The following is an 18,285-nucleotide window of genomic DNA, read 5'->3' on the forward strand; positions in this document are numbered from 1 at the left end:
CTCGCCCGAGGAGATCCCATGCGATCGTCCAGGCACCCCGGACCCGTCCTCGTCGTCGTCGTCGCGGCGGTCCTCGCGCTCACCGCCGGGATCGCGCCCGCGGCCGCCCACCCCCGCCCGGGGGACAAGGTGCCGGTCGCCGTCGGCACCGGCGGGGCGGTCGCCACGGTGGATGCCGACGCCACCCGCGTCGGGATCGAGGTGCTCCGCAAGGGCGGGAACGCGGTCGACGCCGCCGTGGCGGCCGCCGCGACGCTCGGGGTGACCGAGCCGTTCTCGTCCGGCATCGGCGGCGGCGGGTTCTTCGTCTACTACGACGCCGCGACCGGTGCGGTGCACACCATCGACGGGCGCGAGACCGCCCCGATGGCGATGCGCAGCGACTCGTTCGTGGAGGGCGGGGTGCCGATCCCGTTCGCCGACGCGGTGACCTCCGGGCTGTCCGTGGGAGTGCCCGGGACCCCGGCGACGTGGCAGACGGCGCTGGACCGGTGGGGGTCGATGAGCCTGCGCACGGCGCTGAGCGGAGCGACCGAGGTGGCACGGCGCGGCTTCCTGGTGGACCAGACGTTCGTGGACCAGACGACCGCCAACGTGGCCCGGTTCTCGGCCTTCCGCTCGTCGGCCGACCTGTTCCTGCGCCGAGGCGCGCCGCCGGCGGTCGGGTCGGTGTTCCGCAACCGGGACCTGGCCGACACCTACGACCTGCTCGGCCGCAAGGGGGTCGGCGAGCTCTACACGGGACGCCTCGCCCGGGAGATCGTCGAGACGGTCCAGCGCCCACCGGTGCGTCGGCACAGCACGCTCGTCGTCCGCCCGGGCCTGCTGGAGCGCACGGACCTGGCGTCCTACGTGGCACCCCTGCGCGAGCCGACGCTGGTCTCGTACCGCGGGCTCGACGTGTACGGGATGGCTCCGCCGTCGTCGGGAGGCTCGACCGTGGGCGAGGCCCTCAACATCCTCGAGGCGCTCCCCGCGACCACCGACCAGACGCAGACGCTGCACCGCTACCTCGAGGCGAGCGCCCTGGCCTTCGCGGACCGCAACCGGTACGTCGGGGATCCCGCCGTCGTCCAGGTGCCCCTGCAGGAGCTGCTCTCGGACGGGTTCGCCGGCGAGCGCGCCTGCCGGATCAACGCCGCGACCGCGCTGACCAAGCCCGTGGCACCGGGTGTGCCGGACGGGGTCTACGGTCCGTGCCCCGTGCCGGCCACGGTCGGCACCGAGGGCTCCGACGGCCAGTCCACGACGCACGTGACCACGGCCGACCGCTGGGGGAACGTGGTGGCGTACACGCTCACCATCGAGTCGCTCGGCGGCAACGGCATCGTCGTGCCGGGTCGCGGCTTCCTGCTGAACAACGAGCTGACCGACTTCAACTTCACCGACACCCAGGGTGGGAACGACCCCAACCTGCCCGGCCCCGGGAAGCGCCCGCGCAGCTCCATGGCGCCGACCGTCGTCCTGGCCGACGACGCGCCGCTCCTCGCGCTGGGCTCGCCGGGCGGGTCGACGATCATCACCACCGTCCTGCAGATCCTCGTCAACCGTCTCGACCTCGGGATGACGCTCGACGCGGCCGTCGCCGCACCGCGTGCCACCCAGCGCAACACCCCCGCCGTGCAGGCCGAGCCCGGGTTCGACCGGGCGCCCCTCCAGGCGCTGGGGCACACCTTCGCCGACAACCCGGAGATCGGCGCCGCCACGGCGATCGAGCTCCTCGACGACGGCTCCTTGCTCGCGGTCGCGGAGCCGACGCGGCGCGGCGGAGGCAGCGCCGCGGTCGTGAGACAGCCCTGAGGACGCGCCCGGGGCGCTCACGGATCCACGTAAAATCCCCGTAAACTTGCCCCGGTCAATTCGGGCAATATCTGGTCATTGTGGCAACAATGTCGGTGACACCAGTCACATCTGGACGAGCGTCCGTCTGATTCCTCCGTTACCGCCTGGTACGTTCGATTCATCGAGTTCGCCCGTGGCCTCCTGACGAGGTCGGCACGCGGTCGTTGCTCGTCCAGTGCACCTCCGGGGGAGGGGCAGACGCCCACGTCACGCGGTGCCCTGAGGGCACAGCCGTGACCTTCGATGCGGGGAAAGCGCCTACCTAGGGCACTCCCCGTCGTCCTCGCTGCATCGCCGACGGCGCCGGTCAGCTACACAGTTCCGTTGACCGAATGAGCGGGGTACCGCCATGTTCGTCTTTGTCTTGCAGCTACGGCAAATGTTCGAAGGCCAGTCCGAGTTCTACCTGTTCGCATTCTTCTCCACGATCATCTGGGCGTTGTGGCTGCTCAAGGTGCTGTTGTCACGGCGCTACAAGCCCTACACCGGTGAATTCCACGGCACGACGAGCGTGGTCATTCCCGTCGTCGACGAGCCCCTCGACCTGTTCCGTGACGTGCTCACCCGCATCGTCGACCAGCGCCCCGACGAGGTGATCGTCGTCATCAACGGCGCCGTCAACGTCCCGCTCCAGGAGATCAGCGACGAGTTCGCTCCCCTGGTCCGCTGGGTGCACACCCCGATCCCCGGCAAGCGCAACGCCGTGAAGATCGGCACCGAGATGTCGCGCGGCGAGATCACCGTGCTCGTCGACTCCGACACGGTCTGGACCGATGGCACGCTCTCCGAGCTGGTGAAGCCGTTCGCCGACCCCTCCGTGGGTGGTGCGACCACCCGCCAGCGCATCCTCGACCCCGAGCGGTCCTGGATCACCCGCTGGGCGGACTGGCTGGAGAACACCCGGGCGCTGTACTCGATGCCCGCGCAGTCCGCGCTCGGTCAGGTCRGCTGCCTGCCCGGACGCACCATCGCGTTCCGCCGGCACATCCTCGTCTCCGTCATGGACGACTTCATGCACCAGAAGTTCATGGGCGTCTTCCTCGAGGTCTCCGACGACCGCACGCTGACCAACCTCACGCTCAAGGCCGGCTACCGGTCCGTGTACCAGTACACGAGCCTCGTCTACACCGATGCTCCGCTGCAGGTGAAGAAGCTGGCCAAGCAGCAGCTGCGCTGGGCCCGCGGGAGCCAGTACAACACCCTGCGGATGCTGCCCTGGATGGTCGGGCACGCCCCCGTCCTGGCGATCTTCTTCGTCGCCGACATCGTCTTGCCGTTCCTGCTGTTCGGGACCATCGCCGGGTGGGTCTACCGGGCCGCCTCCGGCACCGGGGTCAACCTCTACCAGGCGATCCTTGAGACCTACACGGGACTGAGCGGCTGGGCGTGGGTCGTCGCGACCATGGTCGTCTCGTCCGTCCTGTCGATGGCCATCCGGCAGATCCGGCACCTGCACGAGAAGCCGTCCGACTTCCTGCGGCTGCCCGTGTTCATCATCGTCTCGACGCTCTTCCTCATGCCCATCCGGCTGCTCGGGTTCCTGCGCATGGCGCACGCGAGCGGCTGGGGGACGCGCGCCGGCGCCTACGCGGGCGGCGGCGACGACCTGATCGCCGAGCTCGAGAAGGCACCCGCCGGACCGGCCGACCTCGTCGACCGCACTCCCCCGGGCACGCTGCCGACGCAGCGCTCGGCAGCCGACGGCCACACGCTCCTCACCGACGCCCCGGCCACGGCCCCCGTCCGCGCCCGCCGCGCGGTGGCCACGGCACCCGTGGCGCCCTCGCGGCGCCGCCGGCTCAACCCGCTGGCCGCGATCCCGTACCTGATCGCGCTGGCCATCTTCGCTCTGGAGGCCCTTGTCTATGTCTGAGCACATCGAGCCCGCAGGCTGGTGGTCCCGCGCCATCCGCCCCTCACCCCGTAAGCGGATCGCCGCCGCCGGCGTCGCCATCGCCCTCGTCGCCGTGACGGCCGGCGTGTGGCTGTCCCCGTCGGTCGCCACGACCACCGCCTCGAAGGCCAGCGCCACAGAGATCCGGCTGGCCGCGGAGAACGAGAAGCTCCGCAACTCCCTCGACGCGCGCGAGGACGAGGTCGCCTCGCTGGAACGGTCGCAGGCCAAGGCCGCGGCCGAGCGCAAGGCCGCCGCCGAGAGCGGCAAGGCCAAGGCTGCCGCCGAGCAGGAGGCGGCCGCAGCCGAAGGGGCGCAGAAGGCCGCGGCCGAACAAGCCGAGGCCGCGGCCCGCACCCAGGCCAAGGTGGCGGCCGAGAAGACCGCCGCCGCCGCCCGTGGCAAGGCGCGTGACGCCGCGACCCGGGCGGACCAGGCCGAGGCCGACGCAGCACGGGCACGGGCGACCTCCCAGGGCACCGCCCCGCAGCCCGTGAGCCCCGCTCCCGCGGTCAAGCCCACCGCGCCGGCGCTGTCCGAGCTGCTCGCCCCCGAGCGGCGTCAGTTCGGCCTGTACACGCCGCAGTCGCCCTTCAACTGGGCGGAGCTCGACAGCGTCGCCGCAAAGGTGGGAGCCACTCCGACCGTCGCGGGCTACTTCCAGGGCTGGGACGGACCGTTCCGACCCGACGCGGTCACGCGCTCCTGGGAGAAGGGCATGCTCCCGCTCCTGACGTGGGAGTCGCGTCCGCTCACGGCCGCGAACAACGAGTCCGTGGACCCGGCGTACTCGCTGCCGACCATCATCGGCGGCGCGTACGACGACTACCTGCGGCAGTACGCCAAGGACATCACCGCCCTGGGCCTGCCGATGGCGATCCGGCTCGACCACGAGATGAACGGCGACTGGTACCCGTGGGGTGAGCGCACCTGGGGCGGTGACTCGCTCAACGGGAACAACGAGGGCGACTACGTGACGATGTGGCGCCACGTGCACGACATCTTCGAGGCCGAGGGCGCCAACCAGTACGTCCTGTGGGTCTGGGCCCCGAACATCGTCAACTCGCTGGCGGACTACGCCAAGACCGACGCGACGTACATGCGGAGCCTGTACCCGGGCGACGAGTACGTGGACTGGGTCGGCCTGTCGGGCTACTACCGGCCGCCGTTCAAGGCGGACCAGACGCCGACGTTCTCGTACACCTACGACCGCTCGCTCGACCAGCTGCGGTCGATCACCTCCAAGCCCATCTTCCTCGCAGAGATCGGGGCCTCGGAGGTCGGCGGCAACAAGCCGGCCTGGATCGCCGACCTGTTCGACTCCCTGGCCAAGCCGGAGAACGCGGACGTCGTCGGGTTCGCCTGGTTCAACCACACCGTCACCAGCAGCACCGGCGGGCAGCTCGTCACCAACGACTGGCGCATCGAGTCCCGCGCGGACTCGCTCCAGGCCTTCGTCGACGGCGTGCAGGACCCCGCAGCCGGATTCGCCCCCACCACCACCCAGGAGCCGTGATGACCGACCACCAGATCGACCTGACCGACCTGTTCCCCCGCTCGACGTTCGACCCCGAGGCACCGGCTCCGCGGATCGCGGTGCTCGGCACCGGCTACCTCGGCGCCACCCACGCGGTCGCCATGGCCCAGCTGGGCATGGAGGTCGTGGGCGTCGACACGGACCCCCACAAGGTCGAGATGCTCACCGCCGGCAAGGTGCCGTTCTACGAGCCCGGCCTGCCCGAGCTGCTCACCGAGCAGCTGGCCACCGGCCGGCTGCGGTTCACCACCGACGTGGCCGAGGCGGTGGGCTGGGCGGACGTGCACTTCGTGTGCGTCGGCACCCCGCAGTCCAAGACCAGCCACGCCGCCGACCTGCGGTTCGTCGAGGCGGCGACCACGTCGATCGCCAAGAACCTCACGCACGACGCGCTGATCGTCGGCAAGTCGACGGTGCCCGTCGGGACGGGAGCCCGCCTGCGCAAGCTCATCGCGAAGGCGGCCCCCGCCGGCGTCCGCGCCGAGCTGGTGTGGAACCCGGAGTTCCTGCGCGAGGGCAAGGCGGTGCAGGACACGCTGCACCCGGACCGCATCGTCCTGGGCGGCACCACCGCCGAGTCCGAGGCGCTGCTGCGCCGCGTGTACGCCGGCCCGATCGCCGAGGGCTCTCCGGTCGTCGTGTGCGACCTGCCGACCGCCGAGCTGGTCAAGGTCAGCGCCAACGCGTTCCTCGCCACCAAGATCTCGTTCATCAACGCGATCTCCGGTGTGTGCGAGGCGGCGGGAGCCGACGTCAAGGTCCTGGCCGACGCGCTCGGGCACGACGTCCGGATCGGCCGGCAGTTCCTCGACGCCGGTCTCGGGTTCGGGGGCGGATGCCTGCCCAAGGACATCCGCGCCCTCATGCACCGGGCCAACGAGCTCGGCGCGTACCCGGCGTCGGCCCTGCTCCAGCAGGTCGACGAGATCAACATGGGCCAGCGGTCGCGCGTGATCGACCTCGCGATCGAGGCCTGCGGCGGGTCCGTGCTCAACCGGCGGATCGGGGTGCTCGGGGCGGCGTTCAAGCCGCACACCGACGACGTCCGGGACTCCCCGGCGCTCAACGTCGCGGCGGCCCTGCACCTGCGCGGCGCACAGGTCACCGTGTACGACCCCCAGGCCGGCGACACCGCGCGGTCGAGCTTCCCGACCCTCGGCTACGCCACCGGCGTGGACGAGGCCGTCGAGGGCAGCGACGTGGTGCTCGTCCTGACCGAGTGGGACGAGTTCACCGACGCGGAGCCGGCCCGGTTGGCCGCGCTCACGCACCAGCCGGCCGTGATCGACGCTCGCGGGAAGCTCGACGCCGCCCGCTGGCGCGAGGCCGGGTGGACGTTCCGGGGGCTCGGCCGCGCCGCCGCCTGATCCCTGTCCCACCTGCACGAACGGACGGCCCCGACGCCTCGCGTCGGGGCCGTCCGGCCGTTCGCGGGCCGAACCAGGTCCGCCATGCAAGAAAGTCGACCAAACCCTCTGGTCAAGTCGGGATTGTTGCTATACCCGGTCCAGCGAACCCGCACGGACCGTGCGGCGGGTTCACCGGAGCCGAGATCGAGGGACCAGCCATGACCCGTCTGACGTCGTCGCAGCACACCGGAGCGCGTGTGGTGGTGCTGTCCGGCAACCCCCGGAGCGGGTCGCGCACCACCGCGGCAGCCGTCAACGTCGGCGAGGAGGTCGCACGCCTGCTCGGTTCGGCCGAGGCGGTCCGGACCGTCGAGCTCGCCACGTTCGCCGCGGAGATCCTGGCCGACTCCCATCCGACCGCGGACGCGGCCCTGCGCACGGTCGCGGACGGCACGGTCCTCGTCGTCGCGACGCCCGTGTACAAGGCGTCCTACACGGGCCTGCTCAAGGCCTTCCTCGACCTCTACGGCCCCGGCGCGCTCAGCGGCGTGATCGCCGTGCCGGTGGTCGTCTCGGGGAACCCCGCGCACGCGCTCGTCGGCGAGGTGCACCTGCGACCGCTGCTCGTCGAGCTCGGCGCCGTGGTGCCCACCCGGGCGCTCACCCTGGTGGAGCACCAGCTGGCCGACCSGCAGCCCGTCGTCGACCGGTGGTGGTCGGACGGCGGTGCCGCGGTGCGGTCGCTCGTCGCCGGCGCCCCGGTGACGCTCGAGGCGGCCCGCGCATGACCGCCGAGACGCTGCACGCGCTGGACCGCCTGCTGCGCGACCAGGACGAGCCCCAGCTCTCCCCGCAGCAGTACAAGGAGGTGTTCCGGCAGCACCCCGCGGGCGTCGCCGTGGTGGCGCTCCGCGACGGTGACCGGCGCGTGGGCTTCACCGCGACCTCGGTGATCTCGGTGTCGGCCGCTCCCCCGCTGCTGGCGTTCTCGCTCGCGTCGACGTCGTCGTCGTGGGAGGCCCTGTCCCGCGCACGCACGCTCACGGTGAGCTTCCTGTCCGCGGACCAGGACGACGTGTCCGCGCGCTTCGCGACCAGCGGCATCGACCGGTTCGCCGCCGGCGGCTGGTACGACCTGGGCAGCGGTGAGCCCGTGATCGAGGGCGCCGTGTCCTGGGTCCGCGGGCGCGTGCTCCAGCGCACCCCGGTGGGCGACAGCTACCTGATCTCTCTGCGGGCGCTCGAGCACGGCACGTCCGACGACACGACGCCGCTGGTCTACCACGACCGCAGCTACCACCGGATCGGCCCGCACACGACGATCTGACGGCACGCAGAAGCCCCCGCCGGTGACCGGCGGGGGCTTCCGTGTGCTCAGGCGGCGGCGCGCTCGGCGTCCCGGGCCGCGACCTCCGCGCGGACCAGCGGGATCACGTACCGGCCGAAGTCGACCGCGTCGTCCAGCAGGTCGTACCCCCGGGCGGAGATCACGCTCACGCCCAGGTCGTAGTACGCGAGCAGCGCCTCGGCCACCTGCTCGGGCGTGCCGACCAGGGCGTTCGAGTTGCCGGCGCCACCGGTCGCCTTCGCGGTGGCCGTCCAGAGCACGGAGTCGAACCGGTCTCCCTCCGCGGCGATCTCGAGCAGGCGCTGCGACCCGGCGTTCTCCGGCTTGCCGGTCGAGTACCGGCTCAGCAGACCACCACCGGCGGCCTTGCGAGCCTCGATGGCCCCGAGGATCCGGTGGGCCCTCTCCCAGGCCAGGTCCTCGGTGGGCGCGATGATCGGCCGGAACGCGGCGTGGATACGCGGCGGGGTCGTCCGTCCTGCGGCCGCGGCCTCCCGGCGGATCCGGGCGATCTGCTCGGCGGTGCGGTCCAGCGGCTCACCCCACACGGCGTAGATGTCCGCCTCGGCAGCACCCACCCGGTACGCGGCGTCGGACGACCCGCCGAACGAGATCGTCGGCGAGCGGCCCTCGAACGCCTTGGCGTCCAGGACGAAGTCGCGGAACTGGTAGAACTCGCCGTCGTGGTCGAACGGCTCGGCGCTGGTCCACGCCCGCTTGACGATCTGGATGTACTCCTGCGTGCGCGCGTACCGCTGGTCCTTGGTGAGGGTGTCGCCCTCGCGCTGCTGCTCGTGGTCGTTCCCACCGGTGATGAAGTGCACCGAGAGGCGGCCGCCGGAGAGCTGGTCGAGGGTCGCGAACGACTTCGCCGCGAACGTCGGGTACGAGACGTTCGGCCGGTGCGCCAGGAGCAGCTCGATCGAGTCCAGGCGCGCGGCGGCGTGGGCGGCGAGCACCGACGGCTCCGGACCGCTCGAGCCGTACGCGAACAGCACGCGGGTCCAGCCGTTGTCCTCGTGGGCGCGGACGATCCGCTCGAGGTAGCGCAGGTCGAACGGCGCGGTGGTCGGGGCCTGCGTCTCGGAGGCGTTGCTGGTGGCGGCGATGCCGAGGAAGTCGACGGGCACGGTGGGCTCCTTCTCGTGGGGTGTCAGGCGCCCGCGGGCACCAGGACGGACGCGTCGCGCGACACGTCCGCGGTCAGTCCCCACGCGTCGGCGAGCAGCTCGAAGGAGCGCACGCGGTCGCGCGGGTCGTGGGTCTCGGTGGTGACCAGCAGCTCGTCGGCTCCGGTCACGCGCTGCAGCGTGGAGAGTGCGGCGGCGACCTCGTCGGGCGTGCCGACGATCCGGGTGTCGATCCGGTCGCGCAGCACGTCCTGCTCCTCCGCGCTGCGCTGGTCCCACGGCGTCGTCGTGCCCGGCTCGGGGTAGGCGATCGCGCCCTGCGCTCCCCGGCGGATCGAGAGCACCCACTCCGCGAACGGGTCGGCCAGGTGCTGCGCGCGCTCGGCTGTCTCGGCCGCGAGCACGTCGGCGGACACCACCACGTAGGGGTCCGCCAACAACCCAGGCCTGAACGCCGCGCGGTACGCCTCGACCGTGCCGAGGACGGTCGACGGGCTGACGTGGTAGTTCGCGGCGAGCGGGAGGCCGAGGGCGCCGGCCACGCGGGCGCTCTCGCCGCCGCTGGACGCCAGCACCCACAGGTCGAACGCCGCCCCGGCCACCGGTGGGCTCACGTACGCGTGCCCGGCGCTGTCGACGTAGGAGTCCGCGAGCAGTCCGAGCACCAGCTCGAGCTCGGCGCGGAAGTCCTGCCCGGAGCGGCTGGCGCCGATCACCTCCTTCTGCGCCAGCAGGCGCGCGCGCAGGTCGGAGTCGGTGAAGTCGATCGGCGGGGTGCCGGGCACGTGCAGCCCGTCCACGTCGCGGGCCCCGGTGCGCGGCGGGGCGACGAAGCCCTCGGGCGGCGGCGAGAACGCGCGGCCGAGTCCCAGGTCGACACGCCCAGGGTGCAGCGCCGCGATGGTGCCGAACTGCTCGGCGGCGACCAGCGGGCTGGTGGTGCCCAGCAGGACCGCTCCGGAGCCCACGCGCAGGCGGCGGGTGCGCTCCGCGGCGAGCGCGGCGAGCACCGCCGGGGCGGCCGAGGCGACGCCCGGTGCGAGGTGGTGCTCGGCGAACCAGAGGCGGCGGTAGCCCAGGGCGTCGGCGGCGACGGCGAGGTCGAGCGTCGCGCGCAGGGCGTCCGCACCGGTCTGGCCGACGCCGACGGTGGCGAGCTCGAGGATGGACAGCGGCACGTTCGTGGTCATGTGAGGTCCTCCGTGGGGGGTCAGGGGGCGAGCCGGGCGGCCGCGAATGCGGGGTGCGCCGCGCGGACGGGGGCGTCCGGAGGCTCCAGCGCCAGGTCGGCGAGCACACGTCCGAGCGCCGGGGCGAACTTGAAGCCGTGGCCGGAGAACCCGGCGGCGACCACCACCCGTCCGCGCCGGTCGAGCACGAAGTCGTGGTCGGGGGTGGTGGTGTACGTGCAGGAGATGGGGACCAGGTGGTCGGGGTCGGCGCCGGGCACCCACCGGGCCACGTACTCGCGCAGGAGGCTCAGCTGCTCCGGTTCCGGGGTGAAGGTCCGGTGGTCGGGATCCGTGCGCGGGCCGACCCCGTGGAAGCCGACCTTGATCCCCTCGCCCGGGGTGGCCAGGCCGTAGACCCCGCTGGGCCAGGGGTGCGGGGCGACCGGGTCGTGCGTGAACGACGGCCACAGGTGCGCGTCGGGGGCGTCGGGCCGCAGGGCGAAGTGCGCCGGCTGCTCCTGCGTGACGACGAGCTTCTCGGCCAGGTCGAGCTCGCGCCCGAGCAGCCCGGACGTCCACGCGCCGACGGCCACCACGACGTCCTCGGCGTGCCAGGTGCCGGTGTCCGTGACCACGCGCACCCCGTCACCGCGCTGCTCGATCGCCCGGACCGGGGTCTCGTGCAGCACCCGCGCGCCGGCCGCGGTCGCGGCCTGCAGGAACGCCTCGACCGCGCGATCCGCGTGCAGCCGGCCGGCCGTGCTCGTCTCGTGCAGCACGTCGCCCTCGAACGCCAGCCCGGGCCAGCGCTCGTGCGCCTCGTCGGCGGTGAGCCACTCGTGCGGGATCCCGCGCGCCGTGAACGCCTGCGCGATCTCCCGCGACGCGAGCGACCCCTGGCTCACGCCGCCCGTGAGCTGCAGCAGCTCTCCGACCGCGGGTGCCTCGTCCTCGAGCGTGCGCCACAGCCCGAACGCCTCCTGCGCCAGGTCCAGGTACTCCGACCGGGCGTAGGTGTTCCGGTAGATCCGGGACGCTCCGTGCGAGGCACCCTGCGTGTGTCCTCGGCCGAACCGCTCGAGCAGGACGACCTGCGCGCCGCGCCTGGCCAGCTGCCACGCGGTCGCCGCGCCCATGACGCCGCCACCGACGACGACGTGGTCCACGTGCTCACTCATGTGCTCTCCCGTTCGTGTGGGTCGGCCGGCTGGGCGACCCCCGTCCACCCAGCCGGCCGTGTGAGGCGACTCCCCCAGCCACCTCGTCTGTGCGCTCAGTCTGTCTTCGGCAGACCGGGCGGGTTCGTCTCGGACTGCTCGATGGCCTCGTCCTGAAGGCCCCACCGCTCGAGCACCTCGGCGTAGGAGCCGTCCTCGAACGCGTGGTTGAGCGCCGCGGTCACGGCGGGGGCCAGCCCGTTGCCCTTGAGGGTTCCGACCGCGATCTGCGCGGTCGCGGGCCAGCCGCCGTTGAGCGTGCCGACGACCTTGAAGTCCTCCGGCGAGACGGCGGCCTTGTAGGCAGCGGTGGCGTTGGGGCCGAACGCGGTGTCGATCCGGCCCGACTGCAGCGCGAGGATCGTGTCGCCGTCGTTCTCGAAGTACTCGACCGTGGCGGGCTCGAGCCCCGCAGCCTGGTTCTCCCCGTCCCACGCGAGCAGGATCTTCTCCTGGTTGGTGCCCGAGCCGACGGCGACGGTGAGGCCTGCGATGTCCTTCGGCTCGGTGATCTCGGTGACGTCCTCGTTGTCGGCGCGCACCAGCCAGCCCAGCTGGTCGTTGCGGTACGACGAGAAGTCGTAGAGCTCCTTGCGCTCCTCGGTGACCGTGACGTTGGAGATCACCGCGTCGACGGCCCCGGACTGCACGGCGAGCGGCCAGTCGGCCCACGCCTTGACCTCGTGCTCGAGCTCCAGCCCGAGCGCGTCGGCGACCAGCTGCGCGATGTCGGTCTCGTTGCCGATCGGGGTCTTCTCGTCGTCGGCCAGGAACGCCAGCGGGGCGACGTACGCGCTCACGGCGACCGTCAGCGTGCCCTTGTCCTTGATCGACTCCGGCAGCAGCGCGATCGCCTCGGCCGACTCGGTGGTGTGGATGCGGTCCTGGTCCGCGGTGGTGTTGACGGTCAGACCCGCGGCCTGGGCGGCCTCCTGCAGGTCACCGTCACCGGGCTCCTCCGCGGCGCTCGAGGAGCAGGCCGCGAGCCCCGCGATCAGGGGGGTCAGGACGAGCGCGGCGAGCAGCCGGGTGCGGGACGGGCGGGCAGACGTGGTGGACATCATCTTCTCTCTTCGGGGTGGGATGGTCAGAGGACCTTGTCGAGGAACGCCCGGGTCCGGGCGTGCTGGGGGTGGTCGAGCACCTGCGCGGGAGGGCCCTGCTCGACGATCCGGCCCGCGTCCATGAACACGACGGTGTCGGCGAGCTCACGGGCGAACCCGATCTCGTGCGTGACGACGACGAGCGTCGTGCCGCTGTGCGCGAGGGTCTTGATGACGTCGAGGACCTCGCCGACCAGCTCCGGATCGAGCGCGGACGTCGGCTCGTCGAACAGGAGGACCTCGGGCTTGGTGGCCAGCGCCCGGGCGATCGCGACGCGCTGCTGCTGACCGCCGGACAGCTGCCGAGGACGCGCGTCGGCCTTGTCGGACAGACCCACGCGCTCCAGGAGCACGCGCGCCTCGGCCTCGACCTCCCGGCGCGGTCGGCCCTGGGCGTGCACGGGTGCCTCGACCAGGTTCTCCAGCACGGTGAGGTGCGGGAACAGGTTGAAGCTCTGGAACACGAAGCCGATCCGGGTGCGCTGGCGCAGGACGTCCCTCTCCCACAGCTCGCGCAGGGTGTCGCCGCGCCGCTCGTAGCCGACGACCTCTCCCCCGACGGCGACGAAGCCGCTGTCCACGCGCTCGAGGTGGTTGATGACGCGCAGCAGGGTCGACTTGCCCGACCCGGAGGGGCCGATGACGACGGTGACCTCGCCCGGCTGCACGACGAGGTCGATGCCCGCGAGCACCTCGAGCGTGCCGTAGCTCTTGTGCACGCCGTGCACCTCGACGAGTCCGGCGGTCATCGGTCGTCCCCCGTCCGGAACAGGTGGCCGGCGCGCGGGGCGTAGGCGGGCGGGACGCTCGCGGGCAGCCGGCGCCCGGTCAGCCGGCTCGTCGTGCCCAGGACCGACCACCGCAGCCGCTGCAACGGCGTCGGGGGCAGCGTGCGCAGGGCGCCCTTCGCGTAGTTCCGCTCCAGGTAGTACTGCGCCAACGTGAGCACCGTGGTCACGACGAGGTACCAGATCGCCGCGACCAGGAGCAGCGGGACGACCTTGAGGTTGCGGCCGTAGATGACACCGACCGTGTAGAACAGCTCGCCGTAGGCCAGCACGTAGACCACCGACGTGCCCTTGACCAGGCCGATGATCTCATTGATCGACGTCGGCACGATGGTCCGCATGGCCTGCGGGAGCACGATCCGCAGCTGCTGGCGGGCCCGCGGGATGCCGAGCGCGGCAGCCGCCTCGTGCTGGCCCTGGTCCACGCCGAGGATGCCGGCGCGGACGATCTCGGCCGAGTACGCCGCCTGCGAGAGCCCGAGCCCGAGCACCGCGGCACCGAACTTGCCGACGATCGACAGGGTGTCCACCTCGGTGAAGGCGGGTCCGAACGGGATCCCGAACGAGAGCACCGGGTACAAGTACGCGAGGTTGTACCAGAGCAGCAGCTGCAGGATCAGCGGCACCGACCGGAACACCCACGTGTAGCCCCAGGCCACGGAGCGCAGGAGGGGCGACCGCGACAGGCGCATGAGCGCGAGCACGGTGCCCAGCCCGAAGCCGATGACCGCCGCGACGAACGTCAGCCGCAGGGTCCCCCAGAGGCCGGAGAGCACGGATGGCCACGTCAGGTACTGCGCGACCACCGACCACTGCCACCGGTCGTTGGTGACCAGCGAGCTGACCACCATGGCCAGCAGCACCGCGACGGCAGCCGTGGCGACCCAGCGGCCCGGGTGGCGGGCGGGCACCACGCGCAGCCCGGCGAGCGCCGAGGCCTCCCGTGCGGGCAGCACCGGCGGGGGCGCGAGCAGCCGGGACTCGTCCTGGAACACGCTCACGGGGTCACCTCCAGCCACTTCTCGAACGGGAGCGGTCCGGTCGCCTCGGCGTCCGGGTCGAACAGGGGCGTGTAGCCGGCGCGCAGGTAGAGGCCCACGGCCTCCGGCTGGCGCGGTCCCGTCGTCAGGTAGAGCCGCGGGTAGCCGAGGGCGGCGGCGCGCTGCTCCAGCTCGACGACGACGCGTGTGGCGAGGCCGCGGCGGCGGTGCGCGTGATGCGTCCAGATGCGCTTGAGCTCGGCGGTGGGCACCGTCGGCACCCCGGCCTCGTCGCGCCCCTCGGAGCGCGGTCGACGGTCGACGTCACCGAGCTCCGGCTCGACGCGGCGCCGGAACGCCCCACCCGCCACCGGGACGCCGTCCTCGAGCAGCAGGACCAGCCCGCCGTCGGGCGAGGCGAACTCGTGCGCCGGGTAGTGCTCCAGCTCGGCGCGGATGTCGTCGACGGCCAGGATGCCCTGGTAACGCCTGGCGTACTCGTACGCCAGCTCGTCCAGCAGGGGGCGCACCAGCGGATCGGACAGGGCCGTCCACCGCACCGTCAGCGTGGGGCTCGGCGCGGTCACGAGACGCCTCCTCGGGGGTCGCGCTCGCCGGCCCGCACCGCGAACGGCAGGTGGTTGCCCTGCACGGGAGCGGGGCACGTGCCGTGGTCGCTGAACGCGTACGGGAGGTTGATCGTGCGGTTGAGGTCGATCCGCAGGGTGTGCGCCTCCGGGTCCGCGTCCACGCTGAGCACGCGCCACGGCGCCAGGTCGTCGGCCTCGTCGCTGAACAGCACACCGGCCGAGCCGGGCTCGTGACCGGCGGTGAGTCGCAGGGTGTGCAGGACGCCGTCGCGCTCGAGGTCGATCTCCCCCACCAGCCGCACGTGGTGCACGAGCCCGTGCTGCGCCGCGCCGACCGTGGCCGCAACCGGCTCGTCGTACCAGCGGACGGGGACGTCGAGCACCCATGCGGGGTCGTACGAGAACGCGGGCACACCGACGAACTCCTGCCGGGCGGTGGCCAACGGATCCCGGACCCGCAGGTGGAGACGGCCGGTGCGGCGGACGAGCTCGACCACCACACGGTCCTCGTCCGACCGGCCCGCGGGCACGAAGGTCGCCACCAGGGTCGACAGGCCCTCACCGACCGTGCGCCGCCAGCTGCCGTCGAGGGGAGCTCGCGTCTCCGGGTCCTGCAGGCCGGCGCCCGACCGGACGAACGCGTCGTCGCCGTCGGTCCACCACTCGCCGGGCAGTCCCGGGACGCTCCGGGGCGCCGCGGTCAGCGCGTGCAGGCCGACGAGGCTGAGCCAGCCGTGGGGCTGCCGCAGCGCCGTCTCGCGTGCGGTGCGCCACCGCTGGAGATCGGTGGTCGGGTCCGTGGTCAGGGCAGTCATCGGGTGCTCCTCTCGGCGCGGCCGCCGGGGATCGCCCCGACCAGCTCGGCGGTGTACGGGTCCTGCGGGTGGTCGAACACGTCGGCGGTGGGACCCACCTCGACCAGGCGGCCGTCGTGCAGCACGCCGACCCGGTCCACCACCTGACGCACGACGGCCAGGTCGTGCGAGATGAACAGGTAGGTCAGGCCACGCTCGCGGCGGAGCCGGTCCAGGAGCGCCAGGATCTGCGCCTGCACCGAGACGTCGAGGGCACTGGTCGGCTCGTCGAGCACGAGGAGGTCCGGCTCGAGCGCGAGGGCCCTGGCGATCGCGACGCGCTGCCGCTGCCCGCCGGACAGCTCGCCCGGGCGCCGGTCGGCGTACGCGGCGCCCAGGGCGACCTGGTCGAGGAGCTCGACGACGCGGTCCCGCCGCTGTGCGCGAGTGCCCACGCGGTGCGACCGCAGGGGTTCGTCCACGATCTTGGCCACCGTGAACCGCGGGTCGAGCGAGGCGAACGGGTTCTGGTGCACCAGCTGCGACCTGCGTCGCAGGACCGCCCGGCCTGCGGCGTCGGACACCCGCGCACCATCGAGCAGCACGGTCCCCGAGTCCGGCGCCGTCAGCTGCAGGACCAGCCGCGCGACCGTCGACTTTCCCGACCCCGACTCCCCCACCAGGCCGAACGCTCCCCCGCGCGGGATGGACAGGCTCACGTCGTCGACCGCCTGCACCGTGCGGCCCGCGTGCCCGGGAAGCCGGAACGTCTTGCTCACCGAGAGCACCTCGAGGAGCGGGGCCGGGCCGACGTCGGGCACGGGCGCTCGCGGGGTCGTCACCGTCAGCTGCGGCGCCGCCGCCAGCAGCGACCGCGTGTACGCGTGCGCGGGAGAACCGAGCACCTGCGCGGTCCGTCCCTGCTCCACGATCTCGCCGTCCTTCATCACCACCACCCGGTCGGCGCGGTCGGCCGCCACCGCCAGGTCGTGGGTGATGAACAGGACAGCGGAGCCGGCGCGCGTGGTGACGTCGTCGAGCAGGTCGAGCACGCGGCGCTGGACCGTGACGTCGAGGGCGCTCGTCGGCTCGTCGGCGATGACCAGGGCCGGCTCGAGCGCGAGCGCGATGCCGATGAGCACGCGCTGGCGCATGCCCCCGGACAGCTCGTGCGGGTACTGCCGGGCGCGGGCCTCGGGGTCGCTCAACCCGACCGACCGGAGGATCTCCACCGCCTGCTGAGCCGCCGCGGCACGGCGGAGCCGCCCATGGATCCGGAGCACCTCGGCCACCTGGTCGCCCACGCGGGTCACCGGGTTGAGCGCGATGCCCGGGTCCTGCGGCACCAGCCCGATGCGCGCGCCACGGACCTGCCGCCACGCCTTCGAGGGCAGTCCGACGAGCTCGCCCTCGTGCAGCCGGACGCTCCCCCCGACCACGCGACCTCCGGTCGGCAGCAGCCCGACCACGGCGTGCGCGGTCGTGGACTTGCCCGAGCCCGACTCGCCCACCAGCGCCACGACCTCGCCCGCGTGGACGTCGAAGCTCACGCCGCGGACAGCAGGAACGCGCACGCTGGTTCTGCGATGGACCTCGTACTCGACCACCAGGTCGCGCACACGCAGGACGGGGGTCGCGTTCATCGGTGCGTCCTTCCCTCGAGCACGCGTCCCAGGCGGTTGGCGGCCAGGACGAGCGCCGCGATCACCAGCCCGGGAAGCGTGGTGAACCACCACGCGACCGCGAGGTAGTTGCGGCCCTCCGCCACGAGCGAGCCCCACTCCGGGGTCGGCGGCACGGCCCCGAACCCGAGGAAGCTCAGCGAGGAGACCGCCAGCACGATGACGCCCAGCTGCACGGTGGCCAGCACGAGGATCGGGCCGGCGGCGTTGGGCAGCACGTGCCGCAGGAGTACGGCCGGGCGGCGCGCCCCGGCCAGCACGGCCGCCTCGACGTAGGTGGTGGTCCGCACGCGGAGGACCTCGGCCCGCATGACCCGGGCGAACGTGGCCACCTCGGCGACGCCGACGGCGATCGCGACCTTGAGCGTGCCGAACCCGAGCGCGGTCACCACCGCGAGCGAGAGCAACAGGCCGGGGATGGCCAGCAGCACGTCCGTCGTCCGCATGAGCACCGCGTCGACGACCCCGCCGAGGTAGCCGGCGACCAGCCCCACGAACGCGCCCACGACGAGCCCGAGACCGAGGGCGAGCAGCGCCGCCTGCAGCGAGAGGCCGGTGCCGTGCACGGTGCGGGCGTACAGGTCGCGGCCCAGGTTGTCGGTGCCGAACCAGTGCGCCGCGCTCGGCGGGCTGAGCTTCTCGGCCGGCACACCGACCAGCGGGTCCGCGGCCGTGAAGAGTCCGGGCACGAGCGCCCAGCCCAGCACCACGAGGACGACCGCGAGCGAGGCGAGCACGCCGGGACGGGCGAGCGGGTGCCGGACCGGGCGAGCGCGCCGGACCGGGACCGCGGGCGCGGGGACGAGGGTCGGCGCCGCGACGGCCGGTGCGTGCGAGACGAGGGTCATGACGTGTCCTT

16 protein-coding genes are annotated in these 18,285 nt (G+C 72.9%); 6 read left to right on the top strand and 10 right to left on the bottom strand.

Annotated elements, in window-relative coordinates:
• The first annotated feature begins 18 nt into the window (after positions 1 to 18).
• The 6 genes from ggt (at position 19) to AC1DXT_RS15845 (ending at position 7,949) form a co-directional block, all read left to right on the top strand.
• Entirely contained in the window at positions 19 to 1,800 is a 1,782-nt protein-coding gene (ggt, locus tag AC1DXT_RS15820; protein ID WP_477062248.1) for a gamma-glutamyltransferase, read from the top strand.
• Positions 1,801 to 2,191: 391 nt separating this feature from the next.
• Positions 2,192 to 3,715 (top strand): glycosyltransferase, encoded by a 1,524-nt coding sequence (locus tag AC1DXT_RS15825; RefSeq protein WP_477062249.1) that lies wholly within the window; start codon positions 2,192 to 2,194, stop codon positions 3,713 to 3,715.
• On the top strand, positions 3,708 to 5,252 hold the full coding sequence (locus tag AC1DXT_RS15830) for a glycoside hydrolase family 26 protein (RefSeq protein WP_477062250.1): 1,545 nt from the start codon (positions 3,708 to 3,710) through the stop codon (positions 5,250 to 5,252). The genes AC1DXT_RS15825 and AC1DXT_RS15830 overlap by 8 nt, the downstream gene beginning before the upstream one ends.
• On the top strand, positions 5,252 to 6,640 hold the full coding sequence (locus tag AC1DXT_RS15835) for a UDP-glucose dehydrogenase family protein (protein ID WP_477062251.1): 1,389 nt from the start codon (positions 5,252 to 5,254) through the stop codon (positions 6,638 to 6,640). Before AC1DXT_RS15830 ends, AC1DXT_RS15835 begins: the two co-directional genes overlap by 1 nt.
• Before the next feature lie 200 nt (positions 6,641 to 6,840).
• Complete coding sequence (locus tag AC1DXT_RS15840; RefSeq protein ID WP_477062252.1) at positions 6,841 to 7,410, top strand: NADPH-dependent FMN reductase; 570 nt, start codon at positions 6,841 to 6,843, stop codon at positions 7,408 to 7,410.
• Positions 7,407 to 7,949 carry a flavin reductase family protein gene (locus AC1DXT_RS15845; protein WP_477062253.1) on the top strand — a complete coding sequence of 181 codons (543 nt, stop codon included), beginning with the start codon at positions 7,407 to 7,409 and terminating at the stop codon, positions 7,947 to 7,949. Before AC1DXT_RS15840 ends, AC1DXT_RS15845 begins: the two co-directional genes overlap by 4 nt.
• 47 nt (positions 7,950 to 7,996) lie before the next feature.
• Here AC1DXT_RS15845 and AC1DXT_RS15850 read toward each other — a convergent pair whose 3' ends face one another.
• The 10 genes from AC1DXT_RS15850 to AC1DXT_RS15895 form a co-directional block, all read right to left on the bottom strand.
• Entirely contained in the window at positions 7,997 to 9,100 is a 1,104-nt protein-coding gene (locus AC1DXT_RS15850; protein WP_477062254.1) for an LLM class flavin-dependent oxidoreductase, read from the bottom strand.
• 23 nt (positions 9,101 to 9,123) lie between these two features.
• Positions 9,124 to 10,290, bottom strand: coding sequence for an LLM class flavin-dependent oxidoreductase (locus AC1DXT_RS15855; protein WP_477062255.1), 1,167 nt, complete (start codon positions 10,288 to 10,290; stop codon positions 9,124 to 9,126).
• Between the two features lie 20 nt (positions 10,291 to 10,310).
• Positions 10,311 to 11,450, bottom strand: a complete 1,140-nt coding sequence (locus tag AC1DXT_RS15860; protein ID WP_477062256.1) for an FAD-dependent oxidoreductase — start codon at positions 11,448 to 11,450, stop codon at positions 10,311 to 10,313.
• Positions 11,451 to 11,545: 95 nt separating this feature from the next.
• The gene (locus AC1DXT_RS15865) at positions 11,546 to 12,550 is read right to left on the bottom strand and encodes an ABC transporter substrate-binding protein (RefSeq protein ID WP_477062257.1); all 1,005 of its coding nucleotides are present in this window, start codon (positions 12,548 to 12,550) and stop codon (positions 11,546 to 11,548) included.
• A 26-nt stretch (positions 12,551 to 12,576) separates the two neighbouring features.
• Entirely contained in the window at positions 12,577 to 13,341 is a 765-nt protein-coding gene (locus AC1DXT_RS15870) for an amino acid ABC transporter ATP-binding protein (protein WP_477062258.1), read from the bottom strand.
• A complete protein-coding gene (locus AC1DXT_RS15875; RefSeq protein ID WP_477062259.1) occupies positions 13,338 to 14,381 on the bottom strand; it encodes an amino acid ABC transporter permease in 1,044 nt (347 codons plus the stop codon). The genes AC1DXT_RS15870 and AC1DXT_RS15875 overlap by 4 nt, the downstream gene beginning before the upstream one ends.
• Positions 14,378 to 14,947, bottom strand: a complete 570-nt coding sequence (locus AC1DXT_RS15880) for a GNAT family N-acetyltransferase (protein WP_477062260.1) — start codon at positions 14,945 to 14,947, stop codon at positions 14,378 to 14,380. The genes AC1DXT_RS15875 and AC1DXT_RS15880 overlap by 4 nt, the downstream gene beginning before the upstream one ends.
• Positions 14,944 to 15,765 (bottom strand): DUF1684 domain-containing protein, encoded by an 822-nt coding sequence (locus AC1DXT_RS15885; RefSeq protein WP_477062261.1) that lies wholly within the window; start codon positions 15,763 to 15,765, stop codon positions 14,944 to 14,946. Before AC1DXT_RS15885 ends, AC1DXT_RS15880 begins: the two co-directional genes overlap by 4 nt.
• Complete coding sequence (locus tag AC1DXT_RS15890; RefSeq protein ID WP_477062262.1) at positions 15,762 to 17,387, bottom strand: dipeptide ABC transporter ATP-binding protein; 1,626 nt, start codon at positions 17,385 to 17,387, stop codon at positions 15,762 to 15,764. Before AC1DXT_RS15890 ends, AC1DXT_RS15885 begins: the two co-directional genes overlap by 4 nt.
• A complete protein-coding gene (locus AC1DXT_RS15895; RefSeq protein WP_477062263.1) occupies positions 17,384 to 18,274 on the bottom strand; it encodes an ABC transporter permease in 891 nt (296 codons plus the stop codon). Before AC1DXT_RS15895 ends, AC1DXT_RS15890 begins: the two co-directional genes overlap by 4 nt.
• Positions 18,275 to 18,285 lie beyond the last annotated feature (11 nt).

It is taken from the genome of Cellulomonas sp. P1_G12_2 (genome assembly GCF_056405535.1).

What these genes read in the sequence shown, in the direction of transcription:
- ggt (WP_477062248.1), top strand. Translation starts at nt 19, where the DNA reads ATGCGATCGTCCAGGCACCCCGGACCCGTCCTCGTCGTCGTCGTCGCG.
- AC1DXT_RS15830 (WP_477062250.1), top strand. Translation starts at nt 3,708, where the DNA reads ATGTCTGAGCACATCGAGCCCGCAGGCTGGTGGTCCCGCGCCATCCGC.
- AC1DXT_RS15835 (WP_477062251.1), top strand. Translation starts at nt 5,252, where the DNA reads ATGACCGACCACCAGATCGACCTGACCGACCTGTTCCCCCGCTCGACG.
- AC1DXT_RS15845 (WP_477062253.1), top strand. Translation starts at nt 7,407, where the DNA reads ATGACCGCCGAGACGCTGCACGCGCTGGACCGCCTGCTGCGCGACCAG.
- AC1DXT_RS15855 (WP_477062255.1), bottom strand. Translation starts at nt 10,290, where the DNA reads ATGACCACGAACGTGCCGCTGTCCATCCTCGAGCTCGCCACCGTCGGC.
- AC1DXT_RS15860 (WP_477062256.1), bottom strand. Translation starts at nt 11,450, where the DNA reads ATGAGTGAGCACGTGGACCACGTCGTCGTCGGTGGCGGCGTCATGGGC.
- AC1DXT_RS15865 (WP_477062257.1), bottom strand. Translation starts at nt 12,550, where the DNA reads ATGTCCACCACGTCTGCCCGCCCGTCCCGCACCCGGCTGCTCGCCGCG.
- AC1DXT_RS15870 (WP_477062258.1), bottom strand. Translation starts at nt 13,341, where the DNA reads ATGACCGCCGGACTCGTCGAGGTGCACGGCGTGCACAAGAGCTACGGC.
- AC1DXT_RS15885 (WP_477062261.1), bottom strand. Translation starts at nt 15,765, where the DNA reads ATGACTGCCCTGACCACGGACCCGACCACCGATCTCCAGCGGTGGCGC.
- AC1DXT_RS15890 (WP_477062262.1), bottom strand. Translation starts at nt 17,387, where the DNA reads ATGAACGCGACCCCCGTCCTGCGTGTGCGCGACCTGGTGGTCGAGTAC.
- AC1DXT_RS15895 (WP_477062263.1), bottom strand. Translation starts at nt 18,274, where the DNA reads ATGACCCTCGTCTCGCACGCACCGGCCGTCGCGGCGCCGACCCTCGTC.